At 39.2% G+C, this 26793-nt stretch carries 25 protein-coding genes; 1 reads left to right on the top strand and 24 read right to left on the bottom strand.

The window, feature by feature from the left end:
- Positions 1 to 126: 126 nt before the first annotated feature.
- The 8 genes from ACETMN_RS16390 to ACETMN_RS16355 all read right to left on the bottom strand — a co-directional run bounded on the left by ACETMN_RS16390 (position 127) and on the right by ACETMN_RS16355 (position 9373).
- Positions 127 to 1182 carry a hypothetical protein gene (locus ACETMN_RS16390; protein ID WP_091020944.1) on the bottom strand — a complete coding sequence of 352 codons (1056 nt, stop codon included), beginning with the start codon at positions 1180 to 1182 and terminating at the stop codon, positions 127 to 129.
- Between the two features lie 623 nt (positions 1183 to 1805).
- Positions 1806 to 2177 (bottom strand): hypothetical protein, encoded by a 372-nt coding sequence (locus ACETMN_RS16385; RefSeq protein ID WP_411736376.1) that lies wholly within the window; start codon positions 2175 to 2177, stop codon positions 1806 to 1808.
- Positions 2178 to 2661: 484 nt separating this feature from the next.
- The gene (locus tag ACETMN_RS16380; RefSeq protein ID WP_411736375.1) at positions 2662 to 3411 is read right to left on the bottom strand and encodes a hypothetical protein; all 750 of its coding nucleotides are present in this window, start codon (positions 3409 to 3411) and stop codon (positions 2662 to 2664) included.
- A 1627-nt stretch (positions 3412 to 5038) separates the two neighbouring features.
- A complete protein-coding gene (locus ACETMN_RS16375; protein ID WP_082219096.1) occupies positions 5039 to 5320 on the bottom strand; it encodes a thioredoxin family protein in 282 nt (93 codons plus the stop codon).
- Between the two features lie 508 nt (positions 5321 to 5828).
- Positions 5829 to 6686: a sigma-70 family RNA polymerase sigma factor gene (locus ACETMN_RS16370; protein WP_411736374.1), complete on the bottom strand. Its 858-nt coding sequence runs from the start codon at positions 6684 to 6686 to the stop codon at positions 5829 to 5831.
- Positions 6687 to 7502: 816 nt separating this feature from the next.
- Positions 7503 to 8213 (bottom strand): transglycosylase SLT domain-containing protein, encoded by a 711-nt coding sequence (locus ACETMN_RS16365; protein ID WP_091018829.1) that lies wholly within the window; start codon positions 8211 to 8213, stop codon positions 7503 to 7505.
- 326 nt (positions 8214 to 8539) lie between these two features.
- Positions 8540 to 8863 carry a hypothetical protein gene (locus ACETMN_RS16360; RefSeq protein WP_091018831.1) on the bottom strand — a complete coding sequence of 108 codons (324 nt, stop codon included), beginning with the start codon at positions 8861 to 8863 and terminating at the stop codon, positions 8540 to 8542.
- Positions 8864 to 9130: 267 nt separating this feature from the next.
- Complete coding sequence (locus ACETMN_RS16355) at positions 9131 to 9373, bottom strand: hypothetical protein (RefSeq protein ID WP_091018833.1); 243 nt, start codon at positions 9371 to 9373, stop codon at positions 9131 to 9133.
- Between the two features lie 184 nt (positions 9374 to 9557).
- Between ACETMN_RS16355 and ACETMN_RS16350 the strand changes: the two genes are divergently transcribed.
- Positions 9558 to 9611 (top strand): hypothetical protein, encoded by a 54-nt coding sequence (locus tag ACETMN_RS16350; protein WP_143786560.1) that lies wholly within the window; start codon positions 9558 to 9560, stop codon positions 9609 to 9611.
- Between the two features lie 139 nt (positions 9612 to 9750).
- Here ACETMN_RS16350 and ACETMN_RS16345 read toward each other — a convergent pair whose 3' ends face one another.
- The 16 genes from ACETMN_RS16345 to ACETMN_RS16270 all read right to left on the bottom strand — a co-directional run bounded on the left by ACETMN_RS16345 (position 9751) and on the right by ACETMN_RS16270 (position 26421).
- Positions 9751 to 10047, bottom strand: a complete 297-nt coding sequence (locus ACETMN_RS16345) for a hypothetical protein (RefSeq protein ID WP_047843108.1) — start codon at positions 10045 to 10047, stop codon at positions 9751 to 9753.
- A gap of 882 nt (positions 10048 to 10929) precedes the next feature.
- Entirely contained in the window at positions 10930 to 11259 is a 330-nt protein-coding gene (locus tag ACETMN_RS16340; RefSeq protein ID WP_091018835.1) for a hypothetical protein, read from the bottom strand.
- Positions 11237 to 11590 carry a hypothetical protein gene (locus ACETMN_RS16335; protein ID WP_047843106.1) on the bottom strand — a complete coding sequence of 118 codons (354 nt, stop codon included), beginning with the start codon at positions 11588 to 11590 and terminating at the stop codon, positions 11237 to 11239. Before ACETMN_RS16335 ends, ACETMN_RS16340 begins: the two co-directional genes overlap by 23 nt.
- Positions 11591 to 11748: 158 nt before the next feature.
- Positions 11749 to 11967, bottom strand: a complete 219-nt coding sequence (locus ACETMN_RS16330; protein WP_047843105.1) for a hypothetical protein — start codon at positions 11965 to 11967, stop codon at positions 11749 to 11751.
- A gap of 70 nt (positions 11968 to 12037) precedes the next feature.
- A complete protein-coding gene (locus tag ACETMN_RS16325) occupies positions 12038 to 13156 on the bottom strand; it encodes a hypothetical protein (protein WP_179198610.1) in 1119 nt (372 codons plus the stop codon).
- The gene (locus ACETMN_RS16320) at positions 13156 to 13395 is read right to left on the bottom strand and encodes a hypothetical protein (RefSeq protein WP_091018837.1); all 240 of its coding nucleotides are present in this window, start codon (positions 13393 to 13395) and stop codon (positions 13156 to 13158) included. Before ACETMN_RS16320 ends, ACETMN_RS16325 begins: the two co-directional genes overlap by 1 nt.
- A 264-nt stretch (positions 13396 to 13659) precedes the next feature.
- A complete protein-coding gene (locus ACETMN_RS16315) occupies positions 13660 to 14049 on the bottom strand; it encodes a hypothetical protein (RefSeq protein WP_143786557.1) in 390 nt (129 codons plus the stop codon).
- 141 nt (positions 14050 to 14190) lie between these two features.
- Positions 14191 to 14952, bottom strand: a complete 762-nt coding sequence (locus ACETMN_RS16310; protein ID WP_091018840.1) for a DNA polymerase — start codon at positions 14950 to 14952, stop codon at positions 14191 to 14193.
- 561 nt (positions 14953 to 15513) lie between these two features.
- Positions 15514 to 17388: a DNA polymerase gene (locus ACETMN_RS16305; protein WP_179198611.1), complete on the bottom strand. Its 1875-nt coding sequence runs from the start codon at positions 17386 to 17388 to the stop codon at positions 15514 to 15516.
- 111 nt (positions 17389 to 17499) lie between these two features.
- Positions 17500 to 18159, bottom strand: coding sequence for a hypothetical protein (locus ACETMN_RS16300; protein WP_091018844.1), 660 nt, complete (start codon positions 18157 to 18159; stop codon positions 17500 to 17502).
- Positions 18160 to 18591: 432 nt separating this feature from the next.
- Positions 18592 to 19122, bottom strand: coding sequence for a sigma-70 family RNA polymerase sigma factor (locus ACETMN_RS16295; RefSeq protein ID WP_091018845.1), 531 nt, complete (start codon positions 19120 to 19122; stop codon positions 18592 to 18594).
- Positions 19123 to 19214: 92 nt separating this feature from the next.
- The gene (locus tag ACETMN_RS16290; RefSeq protein ID WP_256975267.1) at positions 19215 to 20246 is read right to left on the bottom strand and encodes a toprim domain-containing protein; all 1032 of its coding nucleotides are present in this window, start codon (positions 20244 to 20246) and stop codon (positions 19215 to 19217) included.
- A 214-nt stretch (positions 20247 to 20460) separates the two neighbouring features.
- Positions 20461 to 21744: a DnaB-like helicase C-terminal domain-containing protein gene (locus tag ACETMN_RS16285; RefSeq protein ID WP_091018848.1), complete on the bottom strand. Its 1284-nt coding sequence runs from the start codon at positions 21742 to 21744 to the stop codon at positions 20461 to 20463.
- A 1009-nt stretch (positions 21745 to 22753) separates the two neighbouring features.
- Positions 22754 to 23530, bottom strand: a complete 777-nt coding sequence (locus tag ACETMN_RS16280; protein WP_047843097.1) for an ATP-binding protein — start codon at positions 23528 to 23530, stop codon at positions 22754 to 22756.
- Positions 23527 to 24609 (bottom strand): helix-turn-helix domain-containing protein, encoded by a 1083-nt coding sequence (locus ACETMN_RS16275; RefSeq protein ID WP_091018850.1) that lies wholly within the window; start codon positions 24607 to 24609, stop codon positions 23527 to 23529. The genes ACETMN_RS16280 and ACETMN_RS16275 overlap by 4 nt, the downstream gene beginning before the upstream one ends.
- A gap of 1527 nt (positions 24610 to 26136) precedes the next feature.
- Positions 26137 to 26421, bottom strand: coding sequence for a helix-turn-helix transcriptional regulator (locus ACETMN_RS16270; protein WP_047843096.1), 285 nt, complete (start codon positions 26419 to 26421; stop codon positions 26137 to 26139).
- Positions 26422 to 26793 lie beyond the last annotated feature (372 nt).

Raw genomic sequence — 26793 nt, 5'->3', positions numbered from 1 at the left:
ATCAGTTAATCGAAGTGACGACAAGGTGGGGGAATCCTTGTAATCACCTCATAGGACATTCTAAGTGAGTAAGCCAAGGCTATAACATTTTGTATGTAAAAAGACTCCCCGAGGGGAGTCTAATGATTAGCAATCTACCGATTGGGCTGAACCTGCCTCGTAACGCTTGATAGAACCAAGCTTACCGTCAAAGCGTTCAGGGTCGATTACAGTTAGAGTTACACTATGTGTGGAAGCTTGTTGACGTTGTGCGTCGAGAGTGAAGTTGGACTTCACACGGCATTGGTACAGCTCAGTTTGATAACCTTGAATCGTTCCATCTTTCTGTTCGAATTGTCCGTCGTGAACAACGTGAACTGTCAACGGCATGTCCTTGGTTGTGATATCGAGGATATCGACAACTTCGTTACGCTTGTAGTTGACATAAATGTCTACATCTTTCATAGCCGAGTTGAACTTCAGCGTGCCGCCGCTAATTACATACTGGTCTTCCGTAGGATTAGGATTGACCGTTTTTTTCAGAAGGACGTTACCTTGCAGGGTACGGACGGATATCTGAGGGTCTGTGTTGAGCGAAGCACCATAAACAAGATCAGTAGTGAATTCAGAACCGTTTTGTTTAACGTTGTGCTTCTCTTCCAGAACCCATACAAAGCCATCAGGGTCTGGAGTAATACCCGTTAGAGCCACAGCGTAGACGATGACAACTGTCTTACCTGCCAGTGCCATGTCGAACACTACGTTCTGACCGGATATCGTCACGTCTTTACTCAGGTCTGGACCGCCCACTGCACCCTCAAAGGACTTAGGTGCAGGAGAAGCGATAGATACTTGAGTCAATTCTGCTTGATATGGAGATGCAGAAGGAACTACGAAAGTCTCAGTAACCATACTGTAAGCAGAACCTGAGACACCTTCGCGCAGTTTTGAGCCAAGTACTAATCTAACAAGGTTGAGATCGAACTTAGCCGCTTCTGCAGTAATGTCGATTGTCTTCTTACGCAGCAAAGTGTCCAGAGCGACGCTAGAATCGCCAGCCTCGATGTCCTGCATATCCAATTGAATGTCTAGACGCATGTTATTTAGCGTTCCGATTGTAACGAGGTCGTCACAGTTCGGGATTTTCGCCATGAATTTACCTGCACCTTTAATCAGCATTTTTTTGTTTTTAGTAACTTTCATTCAAAAAACCTCCTTTATTCGTCTATCCCAATAGTGAAAACTATTTGGGTGAAATACTTGTAGGTGTTTTCCAGTCAGTATCGTCTTCAGAACTTGTGACGTACTCCCTCTTAAACACACTACCCTTCGGCATACCAAGGTACTGGTCGTCGAAAATCTGGCAAATCGGTCAGCGATGTTTACAGTCAATACCACATCATCCTTCGTATAGATATCGAAGTCTACGATGAATCTATACTCAAGGTAATTCTCGCCTCTTGCTCCAGGATTTTTATAAAATATTATCAAGGGCAAGTTGTACTGACTAAGTCTTGTGGCTTCTTTCTCTTCTGAATTTAGGTAGCTAAATTTTCTGGAGAATCGTTAGCTGGCAGTCCTAGCAGGCAAGATTTGAGGGTCTTGACGAAGCGTGATGTGAATGTAGATGTAAACATTGGAGATGTTGATTCTCCTATTACATCACATCCTCTTATGAATGCTTCGTATACCAATATAAGCTGAAATGGGAACATTTCTAACAGCCCTGCGTATTGAGGTGTCCAACAATATCAACATCAGCCGGGGATGCTCTCCCTGGCATCTGTAATAACCCATGATTGAAGTAGACTGGCCCTATACTCTTTTTACTTGATCTCAATAACGGATACTATGGGATAGCTTGCGGAAATCATAAACAGCTTTCCAGCTTTGAATGCCTTTTGCTCCTTGAAAATTAGACGTTGATCTTCATTGCCTACTCGAGGATTATGCTTGTCACTTACGTAAATATCGCCATATCCCAAGTTCTCGACAATCAGGATGGTATCTTTATCCTGAGCGTTATAAATGAACTGTCCGAACATAGTAAGTTGTTGTGTTAACTCGGCTACCACATCCCCCTCCACATCCACTACATTTACATCATCAGTCGCCATCGACTTGCTTCCTTCCCTTGTCTCTAAGTGTGCTTCAGCAACTTTTAATTCTTTCTTGTGCGTCCCAGTTGGTCCTGCCATGTAAGAAAACTCCTCTCAAAATGGTATTATTGTGATAATAAAAAGGCGGGGTATTTAGCCCCTATCCGCCTAGTAGTTAGTGCTGAGTTAACAGGGTATCGACATTAGATCGTCAAAAGAATATTTTTACTGAAGTTCACTTTATATGACTAAGCTTCGATTATATGGTTATTTAAAAACAGACTAACAAACTAGGTTCATGCTAGTTTGAAAATATTTGAGTTGTACTGGGAGAATTGGTCTGTAATGACTTTCGCAATATTTATTAATTTAATATATTATTTATCTTTTAATCTTTTAATCTTTTAATCTTTTAATCTTTTAATCTTTTAATCTTTATTGAGTGTAAAATTTACATTTCAAAAAAACATTTAAATAGGTGAAAATACTAAAATGTAAAACTTACACTTCACGATTCATAATGTCCCAATTTGGAATATATGGTAAGAACAAAGGGATACATCATTTATGCTTAGAAATAAAATCAATCTGCTTTTTTCAGCTTTGAAATGAATTCTAATATTTTGTCAACTGTCCGCAAGTTATCGTCAAGGGTCTCAACGTCGTAGCCTATTTCCGTGATTCGCTCAATGTCGATATCGCAAGTAAAAAAGAAGCCGTCCCCCCCGACAGTGATCTGTGCTGTCTTACGGAGTTCTTCCAACCGGTCATTCCATCCGTGGTAACAGAAACGGCAATAAGGGGCATAATCATCCGGCTCACCATATGGTATGACGTCGGACTTGACTATGCCCACGAATTTGCTAATCCTTGCTTCCTCTCCACACTTTACACATGATGTACGGAGTTTATGGACTTCATCAGCATGAGCGAGAATATCCCCTATATACCTGAATGTGTTGTTTTCGGAATCAACATCGAGACCAAACAAGTAAACTTCAAGTCCTCCCATAGCCAATCCCTCAAGAATTATGAAGCCATCTTCCTCTTGATTAAATAACTGTGTCTCATCTACTAGTATTGCCTCCAGACGCTCCGATTCGACTATAGCTGGGATTTCAGACAGATATTTAACAGCCCTCGCAGGGGCTTTATCACCTTCTCTAGAACGGACAAACTCATCACCCTCTCTCTCACTCGAAATAAACGGCTTGAACACAGCGACTTTGATACCGTCGCCCATCATTTCTTCGTAAAGGTCAATTAGTTTTTTTGTCTTACCGCTCCTTACTGATCCAACAAATGCAATTAATCTCCCAATGTTTGTCTCCATTACTTCACTCTCCCTGAAAGCAGACCGTTTAACCTTATGCCGCTCTAACATTTTTTTTGCGAATGTGCAACTCAGTTAAGAGTAATCAATCCATATGTATATCGAGATGTTCAATCATGTACTCGAAAACAGCAGACAGATTTCCTTTAAAATAATTTTTATCTACTTTTTGTAAATATTTTTTATTATTAGGAGTAGTTCTCAAGTAAATACGTTCCGTTTTCATGACGATAACCCTCTCTTCTTCATACAGGGTCTACAGCCAGTGGGCGTTTTAGGTAGAACTTGCATCCGCTGATTCGAATCTTCTAGTTCTTCGGGCAAGACCAAGTAACTGTATCGGTTCAAGACTTTCCCTGTAATTTCCCCGATACAGTGTAGACAAAGCATGGATTCTCCTTCCAGTTCTTCAGCCGCAAAGTTCTCCCTTGCTTTATCAGTAACGTACCTGAATTCACACTTAATGCACTTGATTAAAAAGTCCATTTTATCAATCCCTTTATTTTTCTTCTTACCGTAAAGCGCAGGGCTAGTTTAGGATGGGAGAGACTTTTTCACTCTCCACAACCTTTACCATACTCTGCAGTATTCAGGATTTTGTCTGCCCATACAAGGCTTACACTTCGCTTCACGATTCAAACCAGTATGTCCTAACCCCCTAATCCAAGTAATTTCCTTCTTAATTCCTCTTTTTTCTTATCTTGAGCGCAAGGACGGCACTCGTAGATTCCCATATACCTATCTACTAATTCTTGATAAGGAACACTCAGGGTCTCTGACAAACAGTGAATACACTTGCCACCATTCGTCTCATAGATAGAGGCTAAAGCCTTGGCATTCTGCGTGATGAAGCGTCCGCAATCGCATTTCATATGACCACCTCTAGTACCAATATAAGTTGATTTGTACACAATTGAACTTTTGTACGTACTTGACACATCTTTTTATAGGAGTAGTACGACTAATTGGAATGTAAGGGTCAGAAGAGAAATGAATATAATAAGACTAGAACCGAGAGGACAGAAATAATGTGAGAAAGCGAAGTTATGCCAGCGGGATAAATTTCCTCTAGTTACCCCTTTGGAGGAGGGAACCCAAAAATCGGGGTAAAAGCAATCGGAAGATTGATTTGTCATAGAAGTGGAAACTCTAATAATGTTTAGCTCCTTTCATATGGATGATGTAAACCAGAAGTACATGTCTACATGTCAATCATGCACAATACAATGGGTATTTCTTACAAAAAGTCGAATTAAAAACGTGTGATGTTAGTTCTAGCTACTAGGTATATTTTTGATGGAAGTCATGAATTGGTGGATGACATTCGAGCAAACAGATCCATCAAACTACAAGGAAGAGTGATAAAACAATGGAACCGCTGAGACGTTGACTCACGTGTACATTGTTGATACTGTTCCTCTTTATTATGAATAAAAAATTATGCTGTGATTGTCCAAACTGGATGTATTCTTGCGCAGATTACCGTTCTACGTTATCAACCTAAAAAGGACCCCGAAGGGTCTTAATTAACATACTGGGACTTGATTTAAGACTTAATTTAGGATGTAATTTAATGGTGTTTAGAGCTGTCCTGGACTACTTGATAAGATAAAATACTCAAAGAGTTTTATATATCGTTGGAATACAAGTGAGTTTTAATGTATTCATCGAGTTGATCTAACCATATGCTGATAGTTTTTTTCTCTAGTGCACTGCTGAAGCGCCCTAATTCCCTACCTCCGTGGCTGACGATCATAGTTGGTATGAACATGACATCTGTGTGTATAGAGGGCACATATTCGACTTTAGAGACATCAATGTGCGGACGTTCCGAGGCTATATTGTCTATGGTCTTATGGAAACGTCGGCAATGACCGCATTCATTGTTGTAGTATAGGGTGATTTTCATTTGTAGTATGTAAGGTGCTTGTCATAAGGGTCTATGTTCCAGTTGTGATAATCGTTGGTATCCACTTATAGTGCTCCCTTCATTTAGAATTCATAGTGGAATAATAGAACTGATAGATGGGCAGTTATCGTCAGTCTCTTTTCAAAAGGATGTTCTGGTTTATGATGAGTTCGCGCTTTCATCTCATCACTCTTTCCTATACACTCTTTCCCATATAGTATCAGGGGCTTGTCGCCCCTCCTTAACATACAAATTTTGTTTTCTTTTTCACCAACGTCCAATACGATGATTTCTCTAGCTAAATTTTTTATGATTATTTATGATTAATTGATAATTCGGCTGTTGTCTCATCCGCTGGCAGCTGTTCAAGATTTTCACCGTAAGAAGGGACTTCAGAGTGATTTTAATAATGATACATTTTAAGGTATTGTGATCCAAACGTCCTTTTTTATTTTGTTTTCTATATACAATATTGATCCCCGCATCCTTATTAAAAAGTGCGAGTTATTTAAGCGCTTTGTTGAATAGCTTTCTGACGGATGTAATAAAGCACTCTGGTTGTGTAGGCGTTGGTGTCATACCCACACACCTCAAGTAGTTCTGTAATTTTATTGATGCACAAGTTCTTATTACGCTCCTTTGTTGCCTGAGCGATAAGTTCAATCTCCCGTTCATACTTGGAAGAGCTCTTAGTTTCCTCTTCCTTCAACTCTCTATTCACAGTTTTACTGCGGATTCGTGCGAGAGTACGACTAATGGTCATGGGGTATACGTTCAGTTGTTCAGCAATCTGAGCATTGTTGTTACTTGTATCGCTCAAGAGCAGGCGCATGACCTTCTTTTCGAATTCATTAAATATAGGGTCATCCAGCAGTTGCTCTACATAAAGACGATTGGCCACATCTTCTTCAAGGATTTTCTCGTCCTTGTTGACGAATTCAAAATTATCAATCCCGTCATAATGCTCAAGGCCATCGCTGAACATGGCAATCTCGCGATAGCGCTCAATTGACACATTAAGTAGAGCTGACATTTCTTCTTCAGCGGGGCGATAACCTAGAGCATCCTCAATCCCGACCATTTGCTTAATCAGGTCAACCGCCCCCCTGCTCAACCTTACAGACTGAGAATCACTATAAAGAAGCTGATTGATTTCCCAGAGGATGGGGCGTACAACGAATGTTGTGAACTTAATGCCTCGTTCAAAATCAAAATCCTTGATAGCAGTCAAAATGCCAATGCAAGCATGTTGGTATAGTTCGTCCTCTGTGATTCGGAACTTCGTTTTAAGTTCTAGGATACTCCCCTTGTAGTGCTTGATAATAGAGAAGATAAAGTCTCGATTAGCCTTCAAGAAGTCTCCCATGAGTTCTCTGTTCTCTTTACACGCCTTCAAGAGAACCATATTATGCATATCCTTCATCTCTTTATCCCTGAGCTGTAGGTAGTTGGGACTCGGCACTATCTAATTCACCTCGAACTTTCTGTCTTTTTTGTATTACTTTTGAGAAGTCCGCTGACGTCCCATCTGCTGTGATTTTGCAACTTTGTTCCTTGATCTTGAGGACCTACTTTAAAGGCCTACATTAAGTTCTTGAAGTTCTACCAACTTGTTATCGTTACATCAGAGGTGTGAAATACTCATTTTCTGGTCTCCTTCCTGTGTCAAACAAAATTATTTCCTGCATACTCTTAGTAGTCGCGCTAACCCTATCAGGAGGTGTGAACAAATAGAAAAGCCCCCTCTCGGGGCCAATATAATGAAGTTGAAGCGCTGAGCTCATCTCAAAAAAGACGGAAACTTTGAAAAGCTAATCAACGACTTATTTCCATGAAGGATCAACAATTTCTGACTTTGTCCAACAGTGACAGAAAAACCGTTTTTTGTAGAAACCTTGCCCCACCCCATTTACAGAGTTACATCCAGATATCTGAGTTTTTAAACGAATTTTTACTTCCCTTCATTTATGCTATGGACGTCCTTGTTTTCACATAAAAAAACGGCATGAGGGTTTTTCCCATGCCGTTTCAGTTTCGATTTTATTTACCCTATCATGTCTTTGTAGTTTAACTAATATTGCTTGGAGGCTTTAAGCAGATAGACTTTCTTGCCGACTCTAAGTCTTTCCTGTGCTGTTTTGAGTTTCGTAACCTTGTTGTCCTGAACCATGATCCTGTGCAACTACTTTTTGATTTTTGCCAATGCTTTATTAACTTTGGTCAAATACTTAGTGTTATACGTCCCTCGTTTCACGTTCCCCTCGCCTTGATTATAAGCAACGATTCCCAATTCATTGCCGAATCTCTTTTGAGTATAGGCAAGGTACTTAGTGCCAATTTTGATGTTGATTGAAGGTTTTTTGAGATTCCCCGATATATTCATATATTTCTGTGTGGAGGGGAGCACCTGTAACAAGCCTACGCTACCGTGAGTACTGACAAGGTTAGGGTCGAATGTCGCCCCCGTTTCAACTTGAATAATTGCTAGTATAGTATAAGGATCGACACCGTAAGTCTTGCTATTTTGTACGATAAGAGTGGCAAACTTAGTAGAGTCTGACTTGTTTACCTTGTACTTGAGAAGATGGTTCACTATGTTCTTTTGCACAGTGGAAGACTTTGTAACGACAGCAATAGATTTAGGCGTAATTTTCGGTTTATCTGCAGCAGCTGTCATTTTAGGTACAGGTTTTGCTTCGAGTACAGCTTTTGCAATCATTGGGATTGGCTCTTTTTTATTCGCCTCTATCGACAAGAGGTGTCTAACGTTAAACACACTTTCTGACACAGAAACTTGGGGGATCGGATTATTATCGAAATCCGATGTTTTCTCATGCGGGGAGCAAGCAGTAATCGTCATGGCTAATGCCACTGTCAACTTAATTTTCTTCATTTAACAATTTTCATCCTTTTTGTTTTACAAGTATTTTCCAAACGAAGTCTACAATTGAATAATAGAAATCCTTAGATGCAAAGCCTCTGACTGAAGAAATAGAATAAAGAAAAGGTGAGCTAAATTGTCTAAGATGAATCATGGAGTAGCTTGGATGAATTTGAACTTCTCTTCGTCCGGTTTAATGTGCTAAATAAAAGTAACTGCTGACGCTCATTTTGCCAATAACCATGCCATTTGATTTCAAACCTTATTTCCTTCCTTCTTTTGTCTTCCCTATTATGGTCGTGACATGCTTACAATAAGGTGTGAAAAAAGGTGGGCGCTTAGCCCACCTTAGCCATCCGTTGCTGAATATCTCTACACCACTCGTAGTCTCGCATCCATAAAGCAATGTCCATAAGAACATATAAGCCTATGAAATCCAGAGAATCCAGTTCCCAGTGCATAGACTTCCGACTCAGTAGGATATGTGCCCGTGTTCCTAGTTTTGCTTTTACTTTGACAAAACGCTCCGCAATAGAAACTTCCTTACCATACAGATTGAAAGTAACCCTATTCGGGGCGAGTGAGACAACTCTGCCAATAAGACCGTTATGCGGGTGTCCTTCACTATCAATTTCTATGAAGTCGTCCACTTCTGGAAACATAGGCATGCCTCCTTTACTTTTTAGTTTACTCCTGCACGGTTAATTAACTACTTCTTGATCCATTCATAGTTGCGACGATAGCTGCAGCATATATAGATAGGGAACTTAGACGGTTATCCATATGGAGAACTCCATATTCTTCAGCAAGCCACACATTAGTGCTGGGAACAAGTTAACATAGTTAGTACCAAGATAATGTCACTGGCACGTTCCGCTTGCAAACACATTGCTATTGTGAAAATGGACGAGCTCACGATGTCTCTATCATTAGACCACATTACCTTCTGTTTCAAGAATTTCTAACAATGTCTGGTAAGTCGGCAGGTTAAGAGTAGTCTCTTCAATCCAGTGCTGGAACATATCCAACTGTTCCTCGTTAATCAATTTCTCTTCAGTAATAGAACTCAGAAAAATACTCTTCCCGTTAGCGTAGAAGTGCATCTCTTTCGTTTTGTTTTCGGGCACATCTTTTAATCTGAGCCCTTCGACTATTCTGTTGTCAATTTTCATTTATATCACGCCATTCTTAGTAAAATAAGCCGCTCATTTTTTATCCCAAGCTGACACCGTGCTATTCGTAACTAGTTTTAGAATCTCTGGATGTAATAGGATATATTTATTGATCAAAAACATTCTGATGTTTGCCTATCAACTAAGGTCTAAACATTTATAACAAGAGTTAGCTTTAGCCCTAATAGCGTCAATATTCTCGTTCAATTTAATGTCTGAATTGTACAGGTCTGCGTAACTTTCTTTCAGCACATTTAGTTCATCTGAAATTAAGCATTTACCTTCACCATCAAGAACATTTGTTACATCAAGCCCCATATCCAACACAGCCTTCCGATTGTTCTGCAGGATTTCATATACATCACGGAATTTGATTTTCATTGTCTTCTCGTCCTCCCAATTGTGCTGAGACGGTTTGTGTAGTCAGCAGAGAAACAGTCTTGCAGGCACTGTTTGTTGACTTCAATAAAAGCTTGTAAACTAAATGTGGAGGTCACATCAGCATTCATGATGCGTTCAAGCAATGCTTCAAGTTGAGACTTGTTTCTGCGAATTACATCCACAGTGGCAGGCGATACATGACGCATAGTTTGTTCCATATTCTTAATAGATCTCTCAATCTGCTCGACTTGCTCTACTATGACTCCGAGAGTGTAGACATAAGTGCTTGCCATTTTGATCCTCCTAGTAATGTGAGGTTAAAGCTATCCCATCATTTGTTGATAATGTCGTGTTACTGGCTTTATTTAGGTTTAATAGCATTCTAATCATTTTCACTGGATTAAGTACTTCGATCACTCTAATAGTCGCGATAGGAATGAATTTTCACTAAGTTCTAGTTTACTTCGTCATTTGCAAAGTTGAATTATCAAGTCTGCTCATTGTTCAGCCCTGTTATTAATCAAATTTGTATAATTTAACTTATAATGATATTTGTTCATTTTATACTTCGAATACCATTCTTTTTTCACTTTTCCTCCCCTCTAAGGTGACCGGAATATCTATATGATAAGATATGTTCTCTTTAATCATACAGAGCCCTCAGCAGTGTAGTTCAACTGCTTATACTTCAGTAGTCGGGGTATCTCCATTGAGGGGTGCGATGAGAATTTTCAGTCAAAAAAAGAGACCCGTAGGCCTCTCATGTACTTTTTATTTTCATGCCCTTTTAGACTCATTCTCCCTTGTTTATCAGCAACTCTTACATCATGAAATAGACCTTCCAGATAGTCAACGAGCAACTATTAGAAGGTCTGATATTGTCAATTATATAATCTATATACGTCTGTGACCCCACGCCTCTCATCTAATTATGCAACCTACATTCACCTTCCTGCCTTCGGTGCACTAGTATCTGTCCGGAACAGTTACCAGTGACAGATGCGCCCTTGTATTGTCCATTAGCTATTAAAAGTGGCAGTCACGATTGAAGGTTGTACGAGGGAGAGATCACCGTAGTGGGCGTAAAAATTACCCAGTCTCTCCAGTTCAAATATCTCAGGTTAGCTGGCAATGGTAGAAGTGAGAGGCTAGGTCTCAGATTTTCTCAAGGTATATTAGACACTCGCTCTATTAGTAGACACGGTTACATTCTTTGTAACCTCTCCCGCTTTTAATGTCCAGTAGGTCACCTTGGTAAAAGGTACACCTGCTAACTCTCCGTTGATGTTCTCAACAATGAACATCTCCCCCTGGCGATGAAGCCTGCGGAATATCTTTTTGTATTCGTCCTGTACGTCCTTTGCCGACTTGAGAATAATTTCAATAGGCTTGTCAACGCCATTCTCTACAATCTTACCTATCAACTTAGGATCAATCTCAAACCAATCGACTCGCTTAACTTCCCCATTATCAAGGAAGAACTTAGCCGTTACCTGAACCTTCATGGTTTTCACCCTCTACTTCTGTATAATGGTACTCTCTGAAGTCTTTAATGTGTATCTCTATACTTTCCATCCACTCGCCTTCTTCGTTAAGCATCTGCTCAATGTTTATGAGTTTCTGAAGGTTTTTCCTGCTGACTGGAGGGACTATCGTTTCCTCACCTTCATTGTAGCGAAGCCACCACCTGAGAACAGTTTCGATAGTCAAGGTTTGATTTATGAAGTTACCGCAGTTGTTACACCACAGAACTAGTGCCTTATCGCATTCCATTTCTTCAGGTGTAAAAGAAGAACGTGCCCCACAATGAGGGCACTTGTTTAAGAAGCCTATCATTCACATCACCTCATTATAGTGGTCGATATATGGTTAATTAGAGTTGCAAAATCTTAAACTCCTCTTCGATTCTTCTATAATTAGCTGTAGTTTTCATAAATTCTTTACGTTGGGTGGTAGGTTTATCTAAATGATAAGGAATGCAATTGCTCATACATTTATAATCGAGTCTCTCCCTTAAAATATTTGAAATAGTCTTGATTATCACTTAACGCTTCATATTGAACCCCATTGTCGGCAGGGTATTGGTAAGTATGAATCACTTTTACTTCTTGAATGTCCTTCGGAATCCCGTTAGGGAATGCAGCACAAGTCATTCTTGCACGTTCGTCCCGATTGAAGTGTTTACAGAATACGCAAGGAACTGTAATGTCCATTAAGCATAGCCCCCTTATGTTGCTTTTATTTAATACATTCATAAAAACTTGCAATTTTATTGATAGATATCTACCATCCTATACATTTGTATCCACCGTATTGCTCGTACCACTCCCATATCTTAGCATCAATGGAGACTCCGGTTATTTTGGCAGTGAATGTCTCAGGGACGAACTCAATAGGAAACCACTTTGTAGCGTAGTTACACAGGTTGTTTGCTATGTAAGATGATTGAGCGTTTGATAGTATTGTCTTCACGCCGTAGTTATCAGGGTCAAGTGCTGAATATTGAAAGAACTGTTGTGATCCGATATTGTGATAATGAAGCCAGTGCCCAATCTCATGAATGATTGTGCGCAGCTTGTCGGGTGAAGACTTCTGCCCTGTGCTGTACTCCATTTGAGCAATTGTGGCGGCGTTAGTGTAGTCATACGTCTTGCTTATGACTACCTTTCCAGAAGCAGGATCAAAGTAACCATTAGCTCCGTTTCCATTCTCTATGTTAATAGTTAGTTTGTGCTTCTGAATCATCTCTTTAAAGCCATCGCATGTGTTCAGTAAAAGCGCCAAAGCTTCAGTCACATAGTTTGCTGCATCAAGTTTGTTTGCGAAGTTTACCGACACGCCAAGGTTCTGTGTCCATTTGTATGCATCTACGACGGAAATAAACGGTTTCCACGTAATGGGAAGTTGTATACCATCTTCAGGCGTATCCGGTGGCTGCTGGTCATCTGCTGGCTCTTCGGAAGGATCAGGGTAATTTCCCAAATCTGTTGTTTCAGTGAGTACCAAATCAACGTTATGCTCAGTAAGAAAGTGAAACATTAACTCAAAATTTCTTCTGTCTCCTTGAGGTGTATGGTACTCAAAGAGGAACTCTTTACCTGCCGCCACAGGATGTGCCACCTGAAAATATAATCCCTCCTCGTAGTTTTTGCAGTGGATGTTCTTAGCAACAAAATTGCCATCTATCATCAGATTCCAGTAGTCCTCGACGTTGTTCGAATTGGTTCGGATGGATACCGCATAGAACTCCAGGTCATGTGACATTGTAAAGGTATCCTTGACAGTTCTATCCCCGCTCGCTTTAGCTGGAATTATGATTTCCCTACCTACAAAGTGAGGGCTAGGTTTCGTCGGAAAGTAGGGTGGGTCAAGTCGTCCGCCAACTAAGTACCGCTCAAACATTACCCAACACCTCGCAGAAACCGTTTCAGCTTCACGAAGGTTTTAGATAAGGGGTTTGGTGTATTGGGTGTACTCTTTCGGATGACTTCCATCATCTCTTCTGCGAACGTTACAATCATTGCGGCAGCTACATCGGAATCTGCTTCTTCCTTACGACCACTGTTCTTTGCAATGTTTTTTGCAGTATGAGCAACCTTACCTGCGATGATTTCTGCGTATTGTTGTGTTGTCATCTTCATATTGTAACCCTCTTTCTAATAGTCGCTCCACGCACTTGCTAATGGAAGTGATTTCAAGGCTTGACTTCGTTGGGATACACGTTCTTGGAGTGGAATTTTCCTGTTGTCATGGGATCATCTCCTATCAGTTGCTGTTTGGCATACACTCTAGTAGTCAACCCACTAGCCTGAAAGGGTGCGGCAATGAAAAAAGACCCCTTAGAGGTCTTTGACTTACTAATTATCCACTATGAATTATCAAAATTACTTTACTGTTTAGGGAGATTAAGATACCCCAATTTCTCCTGTGAGCGAAATCATGCCGGTACCACGTGCTGCAACTTTAGAAGGTAGACCGTCAATCTGGGTTTCTTCAACAGCTGGTACTGTCTGGTATGGTGTATCTCCGATAAACTCTACTGCACCTGGTCCCTCAATAGACATTGTCACTCTCTCGGATGATTCAGATGTCTCAAATAACAGCACTGTACGTGGCTGGTCATCATGAATACCTCCTACCTTTGCAATAACAGGACAGCCTACCTCGATCAATTTGTCGTTCACATGCTGTACAAAGCTAGAGGTTACATGCTCATGGCTTGATGTATAACTTCCTGCATCAAGGACAATTGTGTAGTCTGTACCGTTGACGTTGATAACGATTATGTCATTCACTCCAGATTCCACCTCACGTTGAGGGGCGAGGTGGGAATTTCCCCATATTCGAATGCCTACGGATGGCATAAAAATCACTCCCTTTTAATCAGCTAAGCACATTATAAGTAACTAACTTTCAAAAAAACAAAAAGAATCGTATTAAGTGTTTTCTTCACTATCATTCTCATCATCTAAGTCTCCATCAGCAAAAATTCCAACTTTGTAATCAAAGCCGAACTTAGAAAGTTTCTTATTCACCTCTTCCTTGAATATATCTTTCCAGTCCAACAGGCCTTCAGTCATGAGACGGATTTGTTCTTTGGAGAAATTACCACCCCAATAAGGGCTTACTTCAATATCTGATTTGAACTTAACGCCTACGTCATTGGGGATGACATTAGCCATTGTGTCCGTGATCGCTTTGAGCGCTGCAGGGTCAACTGTCTCTGGGACATCAAAAATCAACTCGTCATGCACCTGAAGAACAAGGTGAAGGTCGTCCTTCTCAAGCTGAGACATATAGCCTTCACGTAACCACTCACGGCGGTCTAAACACTTCGTTCCGTCAAGACGGCTCGGGTAAAATAGATCAACCATTGCTTTCTTGGTTTGGTCAGCAGATGAACCCTGAATCTTGGAATTGCAGGACTGACGTTTGCATTTTTCAATCTTCCAATGCCATCCTGACTTCTTCCAGATGTCCTCTTGTTTAGCTTCGGTAATGGTCTCACCAAATCTACGTTTACGTCCGAGAACAGTCTCTATGAACCCCTTCTCCATTACTTCCTTGTGAGTTGTTGCTTCCCACATAAGATAGTTGGGCATGGAGGATTTAAAGCCTTCAATTAGTTGCTTAGCCTCCTCTTTACTAGAACCAATTTGCTCACTTAGCCCTAACTCAGTAATACCGTAAACTACCATTTCGTATCCCCATATTTCTATGGGAGTGGACTATCCCTTAACAGTTATAAAACTACGGCGGTCAATCTCGCGATGATTAGTTTTGAGATAGTTAACCGCTCTCAGTTCTCTATGAACCTAAAGTGCTTTCGAAAAGCATTTACCGCCTGAGATCAATACTAACAAGTTCCCTCATGCTTCATCACAATTTACTGTAAGTACCAAAGCGATTCGAGACACCTTGTAATCTTACATTTCCCGTGAATTCACGCATATTGGAGTGAATTTAGCATCTTCAGTAAAGAGCAATGCCTTTTCAACATCAACTTTAATTCGTCCTTTAGCTATAGAAGCAACCTTAGTAAATTTATTTTGGCTTTAATATAAGCTGCTGACTGTTAAATTAACGTAGGTTGATCCTATCTAAGAGATAACTGTTCTCCCCATTACATAGATTCGATTGATTTGACCACTAGTGGTCAGGCGACCTATGATAAGTCTCTACACCATCATTCACTACTAACCTAGCGAGTTTTAGCTCGGTATTGCCGTATGGAGCGTCTCTCGACAGCCACTTAGATTTCACCGATATGAGAGGAGTTTAAATTCGGCATAGTTGTTACCGAACACTACGGATTTAGTTTTCTTACGGAGCAGTTCAAATAATCCAGCAAGGTATTCAATCGTTTGGCTTGACCCCCCCACAGTGGAAGCGTTCGCCCCTTTTTCCTTACTATTAAGATAGGTCATTGCGAAGAGAAGTTCTTGAGAACCAGAATATTTCGCATTTATTTCCTCTATTTTATTAGAAGTTTCTTTTTCGGACTCACCCTTGTAACTTCGAATCATCTCAAACATATCGTAATCAAATCCGTGAATCTGGCACGTTACCCGACTGTGCATATCCAAATCCAACTTAAATATATCAATGAGGGTTTGCTCCTGAGAAAAGATAGCTAACCAGCGAAGTTCTTGTTGTGAAAAGTCGGCAGAAACCAGCAATCGACCAGCAGATGCACGGAATGCATATCGTATAAGGTCGAACTTTGATGGAATCTGTTGCAGATTCGGTGCTGAACAGGATACACGCCCGGTACGAACCATTTGATTGTAGGAACAGTGTATAATACCTTCCACTGTGTCATTAGGAAGTTTATTGCAAAAAGCGTCAATCAGCTTGGAAAGACCTCGATATTCCAGAATATAATCTACTATTTTATGAGCCTTGTCGTTTACAGTGACCAGGACATTCTTATTCCTTGTCAGTACCTTCTTGCTTGTTGATTGCGTAGGTACTTTACGATTGAGTTCTTTGACGTAAACCATCTCAGGCTCAAGTATCTCGTGCTCAACGTATAACTTAATTGCTAAATGCGCGGGAGAAGCAAGATTAAATTTCTCAACGATCTCATATTCTTCCTTGAACTTAATCCCCTGTCGCTGACGTGTTCTTGATTTGGTGAGGGTAATCGTTCTGCCTAAGACACTGAAGATATCTTTCTTAAGTTCATCCAACTTTTCTTGAAGAACTGTACCTATAATGTCTTTGAGAAACTTAGAATCAAGTTCTACACCTCGCCGTTCTGCAGTGGCGAAAATTGCCACCAATGGCATCTCAACTTCTCTGAACAATTTGTAAACACGATATAGTCCAAAAGAAGGATTTTCTATAATGAATTTTTGATATCTGAACACCCAATGTGTCATGAACACGTCGTGGCAAGCATAATAATTGGCAATACTGTGAGGTATACTATCATATGGGATTTTGTCGAACATGCTACTAAACTTGAAGGTTGGCCGACTGAGTTCGTCACGACTCATTTTACCTTGCTCAATTAGCCAAGGGAGGGTGTATGAGTTGTACCATTCCTTCAAACCTTTTGGTTTGTTTTCGTTTAACAACCCACCCATTATCATAATATCCCAATGAATATTAAAGGTAATATCAATGTTTGCCCAATTCTTGAGTACGTGAATATCAAATTTCCCGTTTGCCATTACAATCATATAATCAGCTTCTAACAATGGTCTCAGCGCGTTGGATACAACATCAAAAGGCAAAGTTTCGACATCCTTCGACATATTATGTAGAAATTTGCGCATAGGTATGTTAAAATATTGTTCTGATTCAAAACCGATAGAAATGGATATTAAAGAGTCCCGCCAGTTGTTTAGTCCATAAGTCTCAGTATCTAAATAGACAAAAGCATCGCCTTGATACATCTTTTTATATGCTTTATAATATTTCACTAGCCGCTCAAGTAGTTCAGGGGTATTAACAAGCGTATAGTTATCTGGCATTCTAATAGAAGATTCGATATCCAAAATCTGCTGTTCTCTTTTAGTTAACTTTTTTTTAGATTTTAAAATTTCTGTTTTTTTAGTGCGGCTCGGTTGGGCGTCTTTCTTTTCAGCCTTTTTGAGAATTTCAAGTATTTCATTAGCTTCAGACACTGTGACCCTCCCTATTACACTTGAAATGTTGTAACGTCTTAACATGATGAATGCGCTAAGGTTTAAGAAAGTACAACAATGAGGGGCTTTATATCCCCTCACGTTTAACGATTAGAATGGCAGCTTACGATGTGCAGTTGGAGTCCCTTGCTGCTTCTCGTAAGAGAGTACATGTCTACCTTGAGGCGATCGAATATCGCTGTTAGTATAGAACTGAGTAACACCGGCCATTGCCTGTACAAAAGCCGTAATCTCATCAGGGCTGTGTGGTGTTACTTGTGGTGTTATGTCAGGTATGTTGTCTAGTAATTCTTGAGAAGGATAATCAAGTGAATTGTTTGCCTCAAGATTAGCTACGTAACGGAGGGCGCTATAGGAAGTATCCGATGCTCCCTTTCCAGTACGGTAGATAGTTACAAAATTCTTCGTTGGGTCAATCTCGTGCTGTATGAAATCACAGTTCAATTTTTGAACGTGGGATTTAGCTAGAGATACGAATTTTATTTTATTTTCAACCGCATCATATACACGGAACTTAATGCGAAGCGCAGGATACTTGGAAGGGTTTGCTTTACACAGGGGACAAATATTTTTTCCAGGGCAACGAACATACTTAGGATTCAAAGTAGCTTCAAAATGCTCACGGATACCGAGCAAGTTTTCAAACCAATCAATAAAGAGCAAAGTCATGGGGTTCCCTTCTTGAAAAGTAAGAAAATCTGCACCACCAGAAAGAATTGCTCCAAGACCACGAACTACAGTGTTAGACATATCGGGCTTCCTCCAATAACAGTTTTGTGTTTGAGATTAAATAAATTCAAATAATTTGTCGTTCCACATTTTTGAAAGATAGGAATGACTTGTTAAGAAGTTGGATATGATATGTAAGGAAGATTCAATGTTCTCTTAAATGTTTCTTCACTTAATTTTTAGTAATGTTTCTATCCTATTCAAAAGATAAAAAAGGTTGTTTCAAAAACGTAAGAATTGGTTAATTAATCTTAAGATTTTAGAATAATATTTATATGAATTTGATAAAGATGTATTGTTATAAGCAGTATTGTAGTGTATTGACACTACCCTCAGCAGAGTGGTAATATGATCGTATATAAACTTGGAAAGAAATACCTAGGAACAAATGAGAAAATTAAAAAAAATGTGAAGTGTTATGTGATATACTTAAAGAAAAGTATCTTCATTCATTTAACTTTGACATAACTTTTTAAGTTTGCTCATTGCACGTGAAGCATGGGACTTGTCTAAACCGAGGAAATTAGAAATCTCTGTCGGTTTCATATCTATTCCTCCTTCCGTGAAGAGCATGAAATCAATTATTTTGCGTTGTTGCGGAGTAAAATCAGAGTAATTATTCAAGTAATCTGTCTTTACATCAGATAGACCGTAGCCCACTTCTTCAGTTGCGTAAGAGAAGAAATCAATGGTTGAACCTTGCTCTTCATCTGCACCATCGCAATAGTTTACAAGAGTGCTGTTCTTCGTAATCATTCTGTTATTCTTACGATAGTAGTCGTAAACAGCACGTTGAACGACAGTGTGTGAGAATGTAAACACATCTTTTTTAACTTGTCTTTTGTCGATGGCAGTCAGAATACGTAGAACGGCTTCGGATTTAACTTCTTCACGGTCTTCGTGTCTTACACCTTTCAATATGAAGTTAAAGATTGGCGTCAAAGTTTCGATATCGAAGTTAGCTACGGTTGTCTGATTGGTCACAGTTAATTCCTCCAATGGGATAATGTATAATGTTTTACCTTTTGCTATTAGTGGTCGTTGCATGCTGTAGAAAAGGTGCGAAAGAAATTAAACTACTTGAAAATTGCACCGATAAGGTTCACATTGTAGGTGTCAAGACGGTCTAGTAGTCCAGCATTTAGTAGCTCATTGCTATCTTTGAACACAGGAAAGCTAGGGTAGCGAACCCGGTTTACAATCAAACCCGCCCTATCCAGTAATATGGCGGCATCCTGCATCCCCTTCTCACCCGCCTTATCGTTGTCGAGCATCAAGTCAACCTCTTCGATGCCTGCCAACTGTAACTCCCGAACCTGATTTCTGAAAAGGATACGTCCATTAATTGATACCGCGGGAATACCTATCTGGTAGTTGGACATACAGTCAGTAGGTGACTCGACCATTCTGACTCTTTTGATTCGGTTTGTCGTAGTTCTAAGTTTGTTAATGAAGTGAAGACCGAAGACGATATCTTTTTTTATCGTACTCCCTTCATTTATGAACTTAGCACCATGATAGTTGTTGCCGATTTTCCTCTTTTGAACAAAACGGAGTTGTCCCGTTCTGGTTCTTTGAGGGAATACCAACATTTCTGTTTTGGTGTCAACACAAATTTCATAGGTCTCAAGAGTACAATCTTTAAAACCCCGACCACGCATGTAGCTCATGCCTGATTGAAAGAGAACTTCATTCTTTGATCTTGATTTCTTTAGAGTCACTAGTTTACTTTCTTCAAGATAGGGGATTACATATTTGTTCCTACGATTATCTATATAGTCAACCATATCGAATGTTCTACTTTTTTCCTCGAATATATAGGTAGAGACCAAAAAATTAATGCCTTCTCCTTCGTTTAAGTCCAGAGCATTCTCTATTAAGTTGTCTATTGTCCCTAAATAGCCGCAAAAGAAGCAGTTGCAGTGATAGGGGGACTCTTTAGAGATTCCGAAAGAAGCTCTAGATTCTGCGTGTAAGGGACAACAACTCATGATCCATTCACCTGTATCATTTAAACCCGTGAATGCATTAGGGTTGCTTAAACCCTTAGAGAGATACTGAAAAGAAAAACGTAGTTCTTCTATCAATTGTTTGGGGTCGATGTGCAAGGATTCAAGAATCTCTATATTTGGATTCTCTTTTGTTGATTTGTAAATATTCCACTCCCCTTACTCCCTTATTTTTGCATGGAAGGGTTTTTATACGATTCAATATGTATATAGACAAGTGGAAGTATTACTATAGAGTCGGTAACTCTTCTGAGCGGACAGAGAGAGTTATATACATGTATTCTTGCATTAACTGCATTGGTGCTTATCTCTCTTAAAAATATTGTTCTCCAATGTAATCATCCAAGACGGAAACGATTCCAGTATCGAAGTCGTAGCGTACAAGGAATGATTGCCCACTTATGTTATTTCTATTCTTAATGACCAAAATACGGAATGTATTATCGCTTACTTTAACGATAGAGATTCCTTTAGAAGCATCTTGTACGATTGAGAAAGCCTCCCCGATATCTGTAGCATCCACATCTTCTGTAATATCTTTTTTAATTTTTTTGAGAGCGTCACGGTTCGCTTGAGCAACTACCATAGCAGGTTTTCCAGTGTTGAGGATAATTTCACGGACACCTGCAGACACTTCAAATAATCGTTGGCGGAGGTCTCCCGCACTACGATGTGAGAGTCTAACTTTTGATAGTTGATCAAGAGTCCAGCGATTGTGACCTTCTCGCTCCAGTATCCTGTGTATCTCGTCAAGCGTAAATGGTTTGCCGCCGTTGCTGTCAAAGTCATAAATCATCATGTCCTTCTTCTTTTGCTTAAGTCGGTCAACAAACTCTGCATAAGCGTCTCTCTTTTCACCAGAAAGCGTACCTCGTGTTAAAGCTAGTCTAGATATTTTTGCAAGAGTATTGTCCCAATTCAGAGCAATTTCGGATGCTCTTTGCTCAAGTGAAAAATAGGCAGGATAGTCTGTGGCTAACGAACTATTCCATGCAGCTCCCATCATAAATGATGATATGAGTGTTTTTCCCATGTTTGTTGGCGCAAACACAAGGAAATAATCAACCGCTCCTTCGAGTGATTCAAGTCCGTTGGTTGCTAAATCAAGTGGTTTAAAACCCGTTGTCATTCCAATAAATTCATCTTCTGCTCTACCATGAATTCTGTTATAAGCCTCTAGCCTTACTTGAGCATTCTTAACATAGGAGTACCCTTGACTGCTTGATCCAATTGACTTCAAAAAACGCTGCGCTTCCATTTGCAATTGTTGAATTGCCGCTGTCGTTTCTTTATTAGCGAAGGTTTCTGAAGCTGATACAAGTATCGGTTTAAACTGTCTGTATAGGAAGTCCTCTTTCAGTGATTTAATTACATGGTCGATATTCTCTAAATCCACCAATTCAAATGTATTAAACTTGTTCATTACCGTTTCAATAGTTGGCAATTGTCCATTAATTCTTATGAAAAATTTGATGAACTCAAAAGCGTCTTTGTGGATTTGGAAATAATTCTCGGTGATTCCTGCACCCTCTACTACGCCCCAGTCTTTAACATTGAGGACGTGATTTAATAGTTGGAGTTCTTCGATCGCTGCCAACGTTTCCCCTCCCAATATCCAATTACATTATCAGTAGTTGATTCATGTATTGGTAAAGGTGCGCGAGGATCACAAATACTTCTTTTCTTGTTCATTATGTATGCTATTATTACTTCGGCAGTAAATAGCATTTCATGAATTTTGGCAATAAGAAAAGACTTGCTCAATTACAATAATGATCGGTGTAATCGACAAGTCTTTAAGGTGTCGCCATATGATATGCCTAAACACTAATATACAATTCAAACTATGATTAGAAAGAAGAAGTCACACTTTATCACAAGACTTAGATATTATGCCCATTTGGGGGCTTTTTTGAACGTACTAGTCGTTAGACCTTGTGAGTGTCGTTATTATAAAATATTGTAAACAAAGCAATTATTTGGTGATTGAAAAGCGTGGGTAACTTAAATAAGCCCATTGGCTTACGTGAGTTAACATTAATGTCTTCCTTACTAGAATCAGATTTAGCGACAAAAATTCGGGAAATTTCGGAGCCACCCATTATTATATGAATAGTGGGCATCCTGAAGGGACATTGCCCTAATTAATATAACCTTGACGGTAGTCGTGGTGTATAATTCAAAAAATTTAGTCCGTCAAGCCTAATCCATTTAGAGCAATAAAGTTTGAGGAAAGGAAGGCGGATTACAATAAGTAGTACTGAGTTTCCAAGTAGGGAATTTCAATACCTCCTACTTGATAACTAGACTAGGAATATAACGAAGGTGAGTACAACCAATATAACTTTAACTTGAACAAATTGCATATAATACAGCTTTCTATTGCTCGGATAAAGGTTTCCGTCCGCATTAGTTTTAGGGTGAATAGAACTACTCCCAGGATTACATTAGCAACCTTCAGACGTTCTACATATAGTTGTTTAGCGAACTTATTAGAGCTATCATAGCAGTTACTTGCCGTATATTCAACTAACTTGTGATGTCCAGGTTTAGAGTATATTAATAACCATTTACAAAGAAAAATTCTATTTCTAGTCAAATTACCTTTAGTAAATATAAGTATTATCTTCCCTTCTATCTCTACCCCCCAATGGAATGACCATTGTATTGTAAAACATTCGGGAAACAACCATATCACCAAGCATGTCATCTTGACGCAATCTTGAAGTAGTGAAGTTACTTGTAAAGATAGTGCTTTTTTGTTCTTCTTTACGTAAGTCAATAACATCATAGGTAAGATCCCGAATTATCGGGGTTATTCTGCCACTCCCTATGTCATCTAGAAGTAGTAAAGGAACGTCTTTCATTTGACTTAGTTCTTTGTGCGCTTCAAAGCTAAACTGTGCGTCATTGCGAATATAAATATCCCGTTGACGGTTAGCCCATGCCCCAAATTTAACATACATTGCTACTGGACTTTCATAGTCAAACCACCCTGAGTCACGACAAACCTTGTAGATAAATTCATTAAGGACTGCATTCGCAGTCCATGACTTACCTGTCCCCTTGTTGTAGTTAATCAGCGCGAGGTTTGTACCGGAAGTGACGAAGCCCACTGGATTAGTGAGCAATTCCTTTACTATTGGAGCGAAGTCTACATTGTCATCGTCCACTACGTAGTTGTAAAGGTTTGCGCTGTGGTACTCCTTCGGTATCTTCGCCAGTTCAATAGCCTTGGACAGCTTTTCATAGCCGATGCAGAATGTGTGCATATTATCGAGCGGTAACTTGAACTCGCCGCTACGAAGTCTACACCAATCCTTCACAACACAGTTTTTACATGTGCTGAAGAGTTCTTCTTTAATCTCAATCGTTGTACTCATTTTTTGCCTCCTTTAATCCTTTTTAGGAAATCGTCAGCAGTCATACCACTCTTTATTTGTAATTGAGTTTCAGTGGTGCCCTTCTTCTCTTTTGTGATAATGTAAAAGGGTCTCTTTCCTTGAGTAATGAACAAATCTATCTCAACGGCTCTTCCAGATGTACAGAACCATTCAAGCGATTGATTATCATAGCCGATTTGAAAAAAAGCTTGTATCCTTTTTTTTACCAGCATTTTATCATTATTAGTTTTATCAACTATACGTCTAAACATTCCACGGTGCTTACTACGTGTGGACTCGTGAGTTCTTCCTGTTGCACTAATGAACTGTTCATAAAAATATTGAACGAAGTTATCCATATTCCATTTCTCTACGTCATCGGGAAGAACAAATCTATTTGTATCCATTAAGATAGTTCCATGAATTTTAATAGCTCCGTTCAAAAACTTATCTGTTGTGTTCTTCATCATAGGTTGATCAAACGTTTTAGGCTTCACTTTCGCAAGGTCGAGTGGCTTATACATGCCATCAGCATTCTTCAATATACCCTTTAAAAGGGTCTCTCTTATATAACCCTCTGTTTCAACATTGACCGGAATTTCTCGGAACACAATTCCATTGGCAACTATGTTCTCAAGCATTTTCATGAAGGAGTTGTAGACTTCTTCGTAAAGGCAAGCTTCCACGTTCTTGTAAACTTCGTTAACTGCGCGCCAGAACATCTCCGACACATGTAAGTGCTCTATTTTGTCAACACTCATCAAGTAGTAGGTGTTTGTCTTTCGATTACCGTTTCGATCTTTAAGGATGAATTTTTTGTCACAAAGTTCTTTGATATATTTGATGGCGGTTTTCTTGGTGCAATTGCAGGCCATTGCTATTCTAGATACTGCAGGAAATGCTTCTCTGCCGTTCTCACAAACGTACTTAGATATTACGCCATATGCTACCTTCGATGTGTCTGATAAGTCTAAACAAGAGATGACCATATTCGGTATTTGAATGTGCCCTCTATTTCCAGAATCTTGATAAATGCACTCTCTTTCTTTAGATAATACCACCGGTTCTTTGTGTACCATCGTTAAAAATCAGCTCCCTACCTCATTAGTCGGTTCAAGTACTGAAATAGTTGCTAAATGTTAAAAACCTAAATGCACAACCAACTTATCCTTAGGATAAGTCTTACTGTAAATCATATTTAATATATGGCTACTCATTAGTTTAAATGAATTAATCAATATGATGTTCAATTTTCACTAGTCAACCCTTAATAGGGCATTCATGAATGATATGTAATATATGTTCTAAAATATCATTCATTCTCTTTCCGCACTTCGTGCAATCATAATTCAATACTACACAGTCCTTTCCCCGAGCCTTACTTTAGAGGTCAATGCTCTTACAGAACTCTGTCGTTATATGGTTGAATAATTCAGCCTAAGCATATTTCGCTTCCTATCAGAGGGTTCATTGAGTTTTCCTGTTCTGGCTAGTTGCATCAAATATTCGAAGTAGCTTTTTCACCTAAAACTCCAGTATAACCTTAGGTACGTAATACGAATAAGAGTATGTAGAGCGTTGTCCAGTGTTCTTATCAATCAGCAAGAATAATAGCCGCAGTGGTAGAAGTTACTGCCTGTTACGGCCTTCTTAACTTTCATCTTTATTTCTTCTCTCCTGTAAATGTAGCTAATCTATTCAAATCACTAGCATTTAACATTTTCATTTCTATTTGATGCTTCAAGCGAGAGTCGATGACATAGTTCGAGTGATGTACTCAATTGTTATCGAAGGATATAAGGCAAGGTAATTGCTGTATTAACTCATAATGTTTGACCCCCTCAATTTTCAATGGTCGTTCTATGTTTAAAAAAAGTTGCTTGTTTAAGGTAAAACAAATTATTGCTTTATCAGCTAAGTGGTTGGAAATCGCGAAAAAATACCAGGGTTTAAGAGTTGTATACAAGGTTTTTTTGTGTGGAGATTAAAGTGAGAAGTTTACAGATATTCATAAAGACTCAAATTCGAAGAGGAAAAAAGATAGATCAAGATGTGGAGGAGAATTTTTTTCACATGTGTGGAAACTACTAAGAGGAGTATGGAAAATCTTAAGACGGTACTGTATTTGGTTCAAAAGATTGGTCTTCAAGCCACCCTGTGTAAGAAACTTCGATATAAAAGGAACTCACAACAGTGAGATGCAAGGTAGGCTTTCATGGCTCTATCTTTCATCCAAGAAAGCCCTGTTTAATAAGATAAGATTGTGGACCACTAACTTTAGTCAACTAAATGACCAAAGGCGGGTACTTTAAACATTTGCTAAACTTTTTCCATACAAAAAATGGCTTGACTAGTCGTTCACATAAAGCAAGATTTTTAGTAAACGTCTCATGTCTACGACAACTCTATGGGACGGCCACCATGTAAATTAAACAAATCGACGAGGACAGTGTACCGAGGTCAGATGTTTTAGATGTGTGGAAATTTTGAGAAAGTCTCAACCATCGTAATTTACTCAATTCTCATGTTTACTTTAACTTATTACATTTAACTAATATAATGCCTATCATAGAAAAAAAAGGCAGCAGGAATGTCGCCCTACCACCCTATTTGAAATTGGGATTGACTATAAGCTTAAATACTTCGTCCACTTGAACTTGTAGATACTCACATACTTTGATTGCAACCGGAAGCGATGGTTGATGCTTATTACGTCTCAGCAGGTTGATGGTATCTTGCGTAACATTACAGTATGTAGCTAATTCTTCCTCAAGTTCTTTAAGAGATGGGCGGGCAGTGCCACGAGTTCCAGCTGCTCTTCTTGCTTGCTCCATTATCAATAGTTCAGTTAGGTTGTTTTCAGTCTTGTACGGTAGTGGTATTCTTGCCACAATGAATCATCTCCTAAAAAAGTGCATATACTTTTACGTACTCGTCGGTACTCTTTTACTTCTATAATTCAGGAAACGAGTCACTTGCTCAGTTTGAGCATTGAACCTAATCATCATTAAGAAGCTTAGTACAGGTGTATCTATAATAGCTACTTTATATCCTTCCTTGAGTGTTTGTTCCAATCAGAGTTAATTTCATCTAAATTAAGTAACTAAAAGAAATCCAACTTTGATTGGAGCTTGCTGATTGTAGGAAAGAACAATACTTTTTTTTGGAAAATAAGTCTATTCTTACGCTTAGTTAACATAGTGTAAATTTATACATTCTTATGAATTATTTCATAATATCTTAACTATTAATTATTATATTTC

It is taken from the genome of Paenibacillus sp. M2 (assembly GCF_046713495.1).
Classification (GTDB): domain Bacteria; phylum Bacillota; class Bacilli; order Paenibacillales; family Paenibacillaceae; genus Paenibacillus; species Paenibacillus amylolyticus_B.
This window is presented reverse-complemented; position numbering and strand designations above follow the sequence as displayed.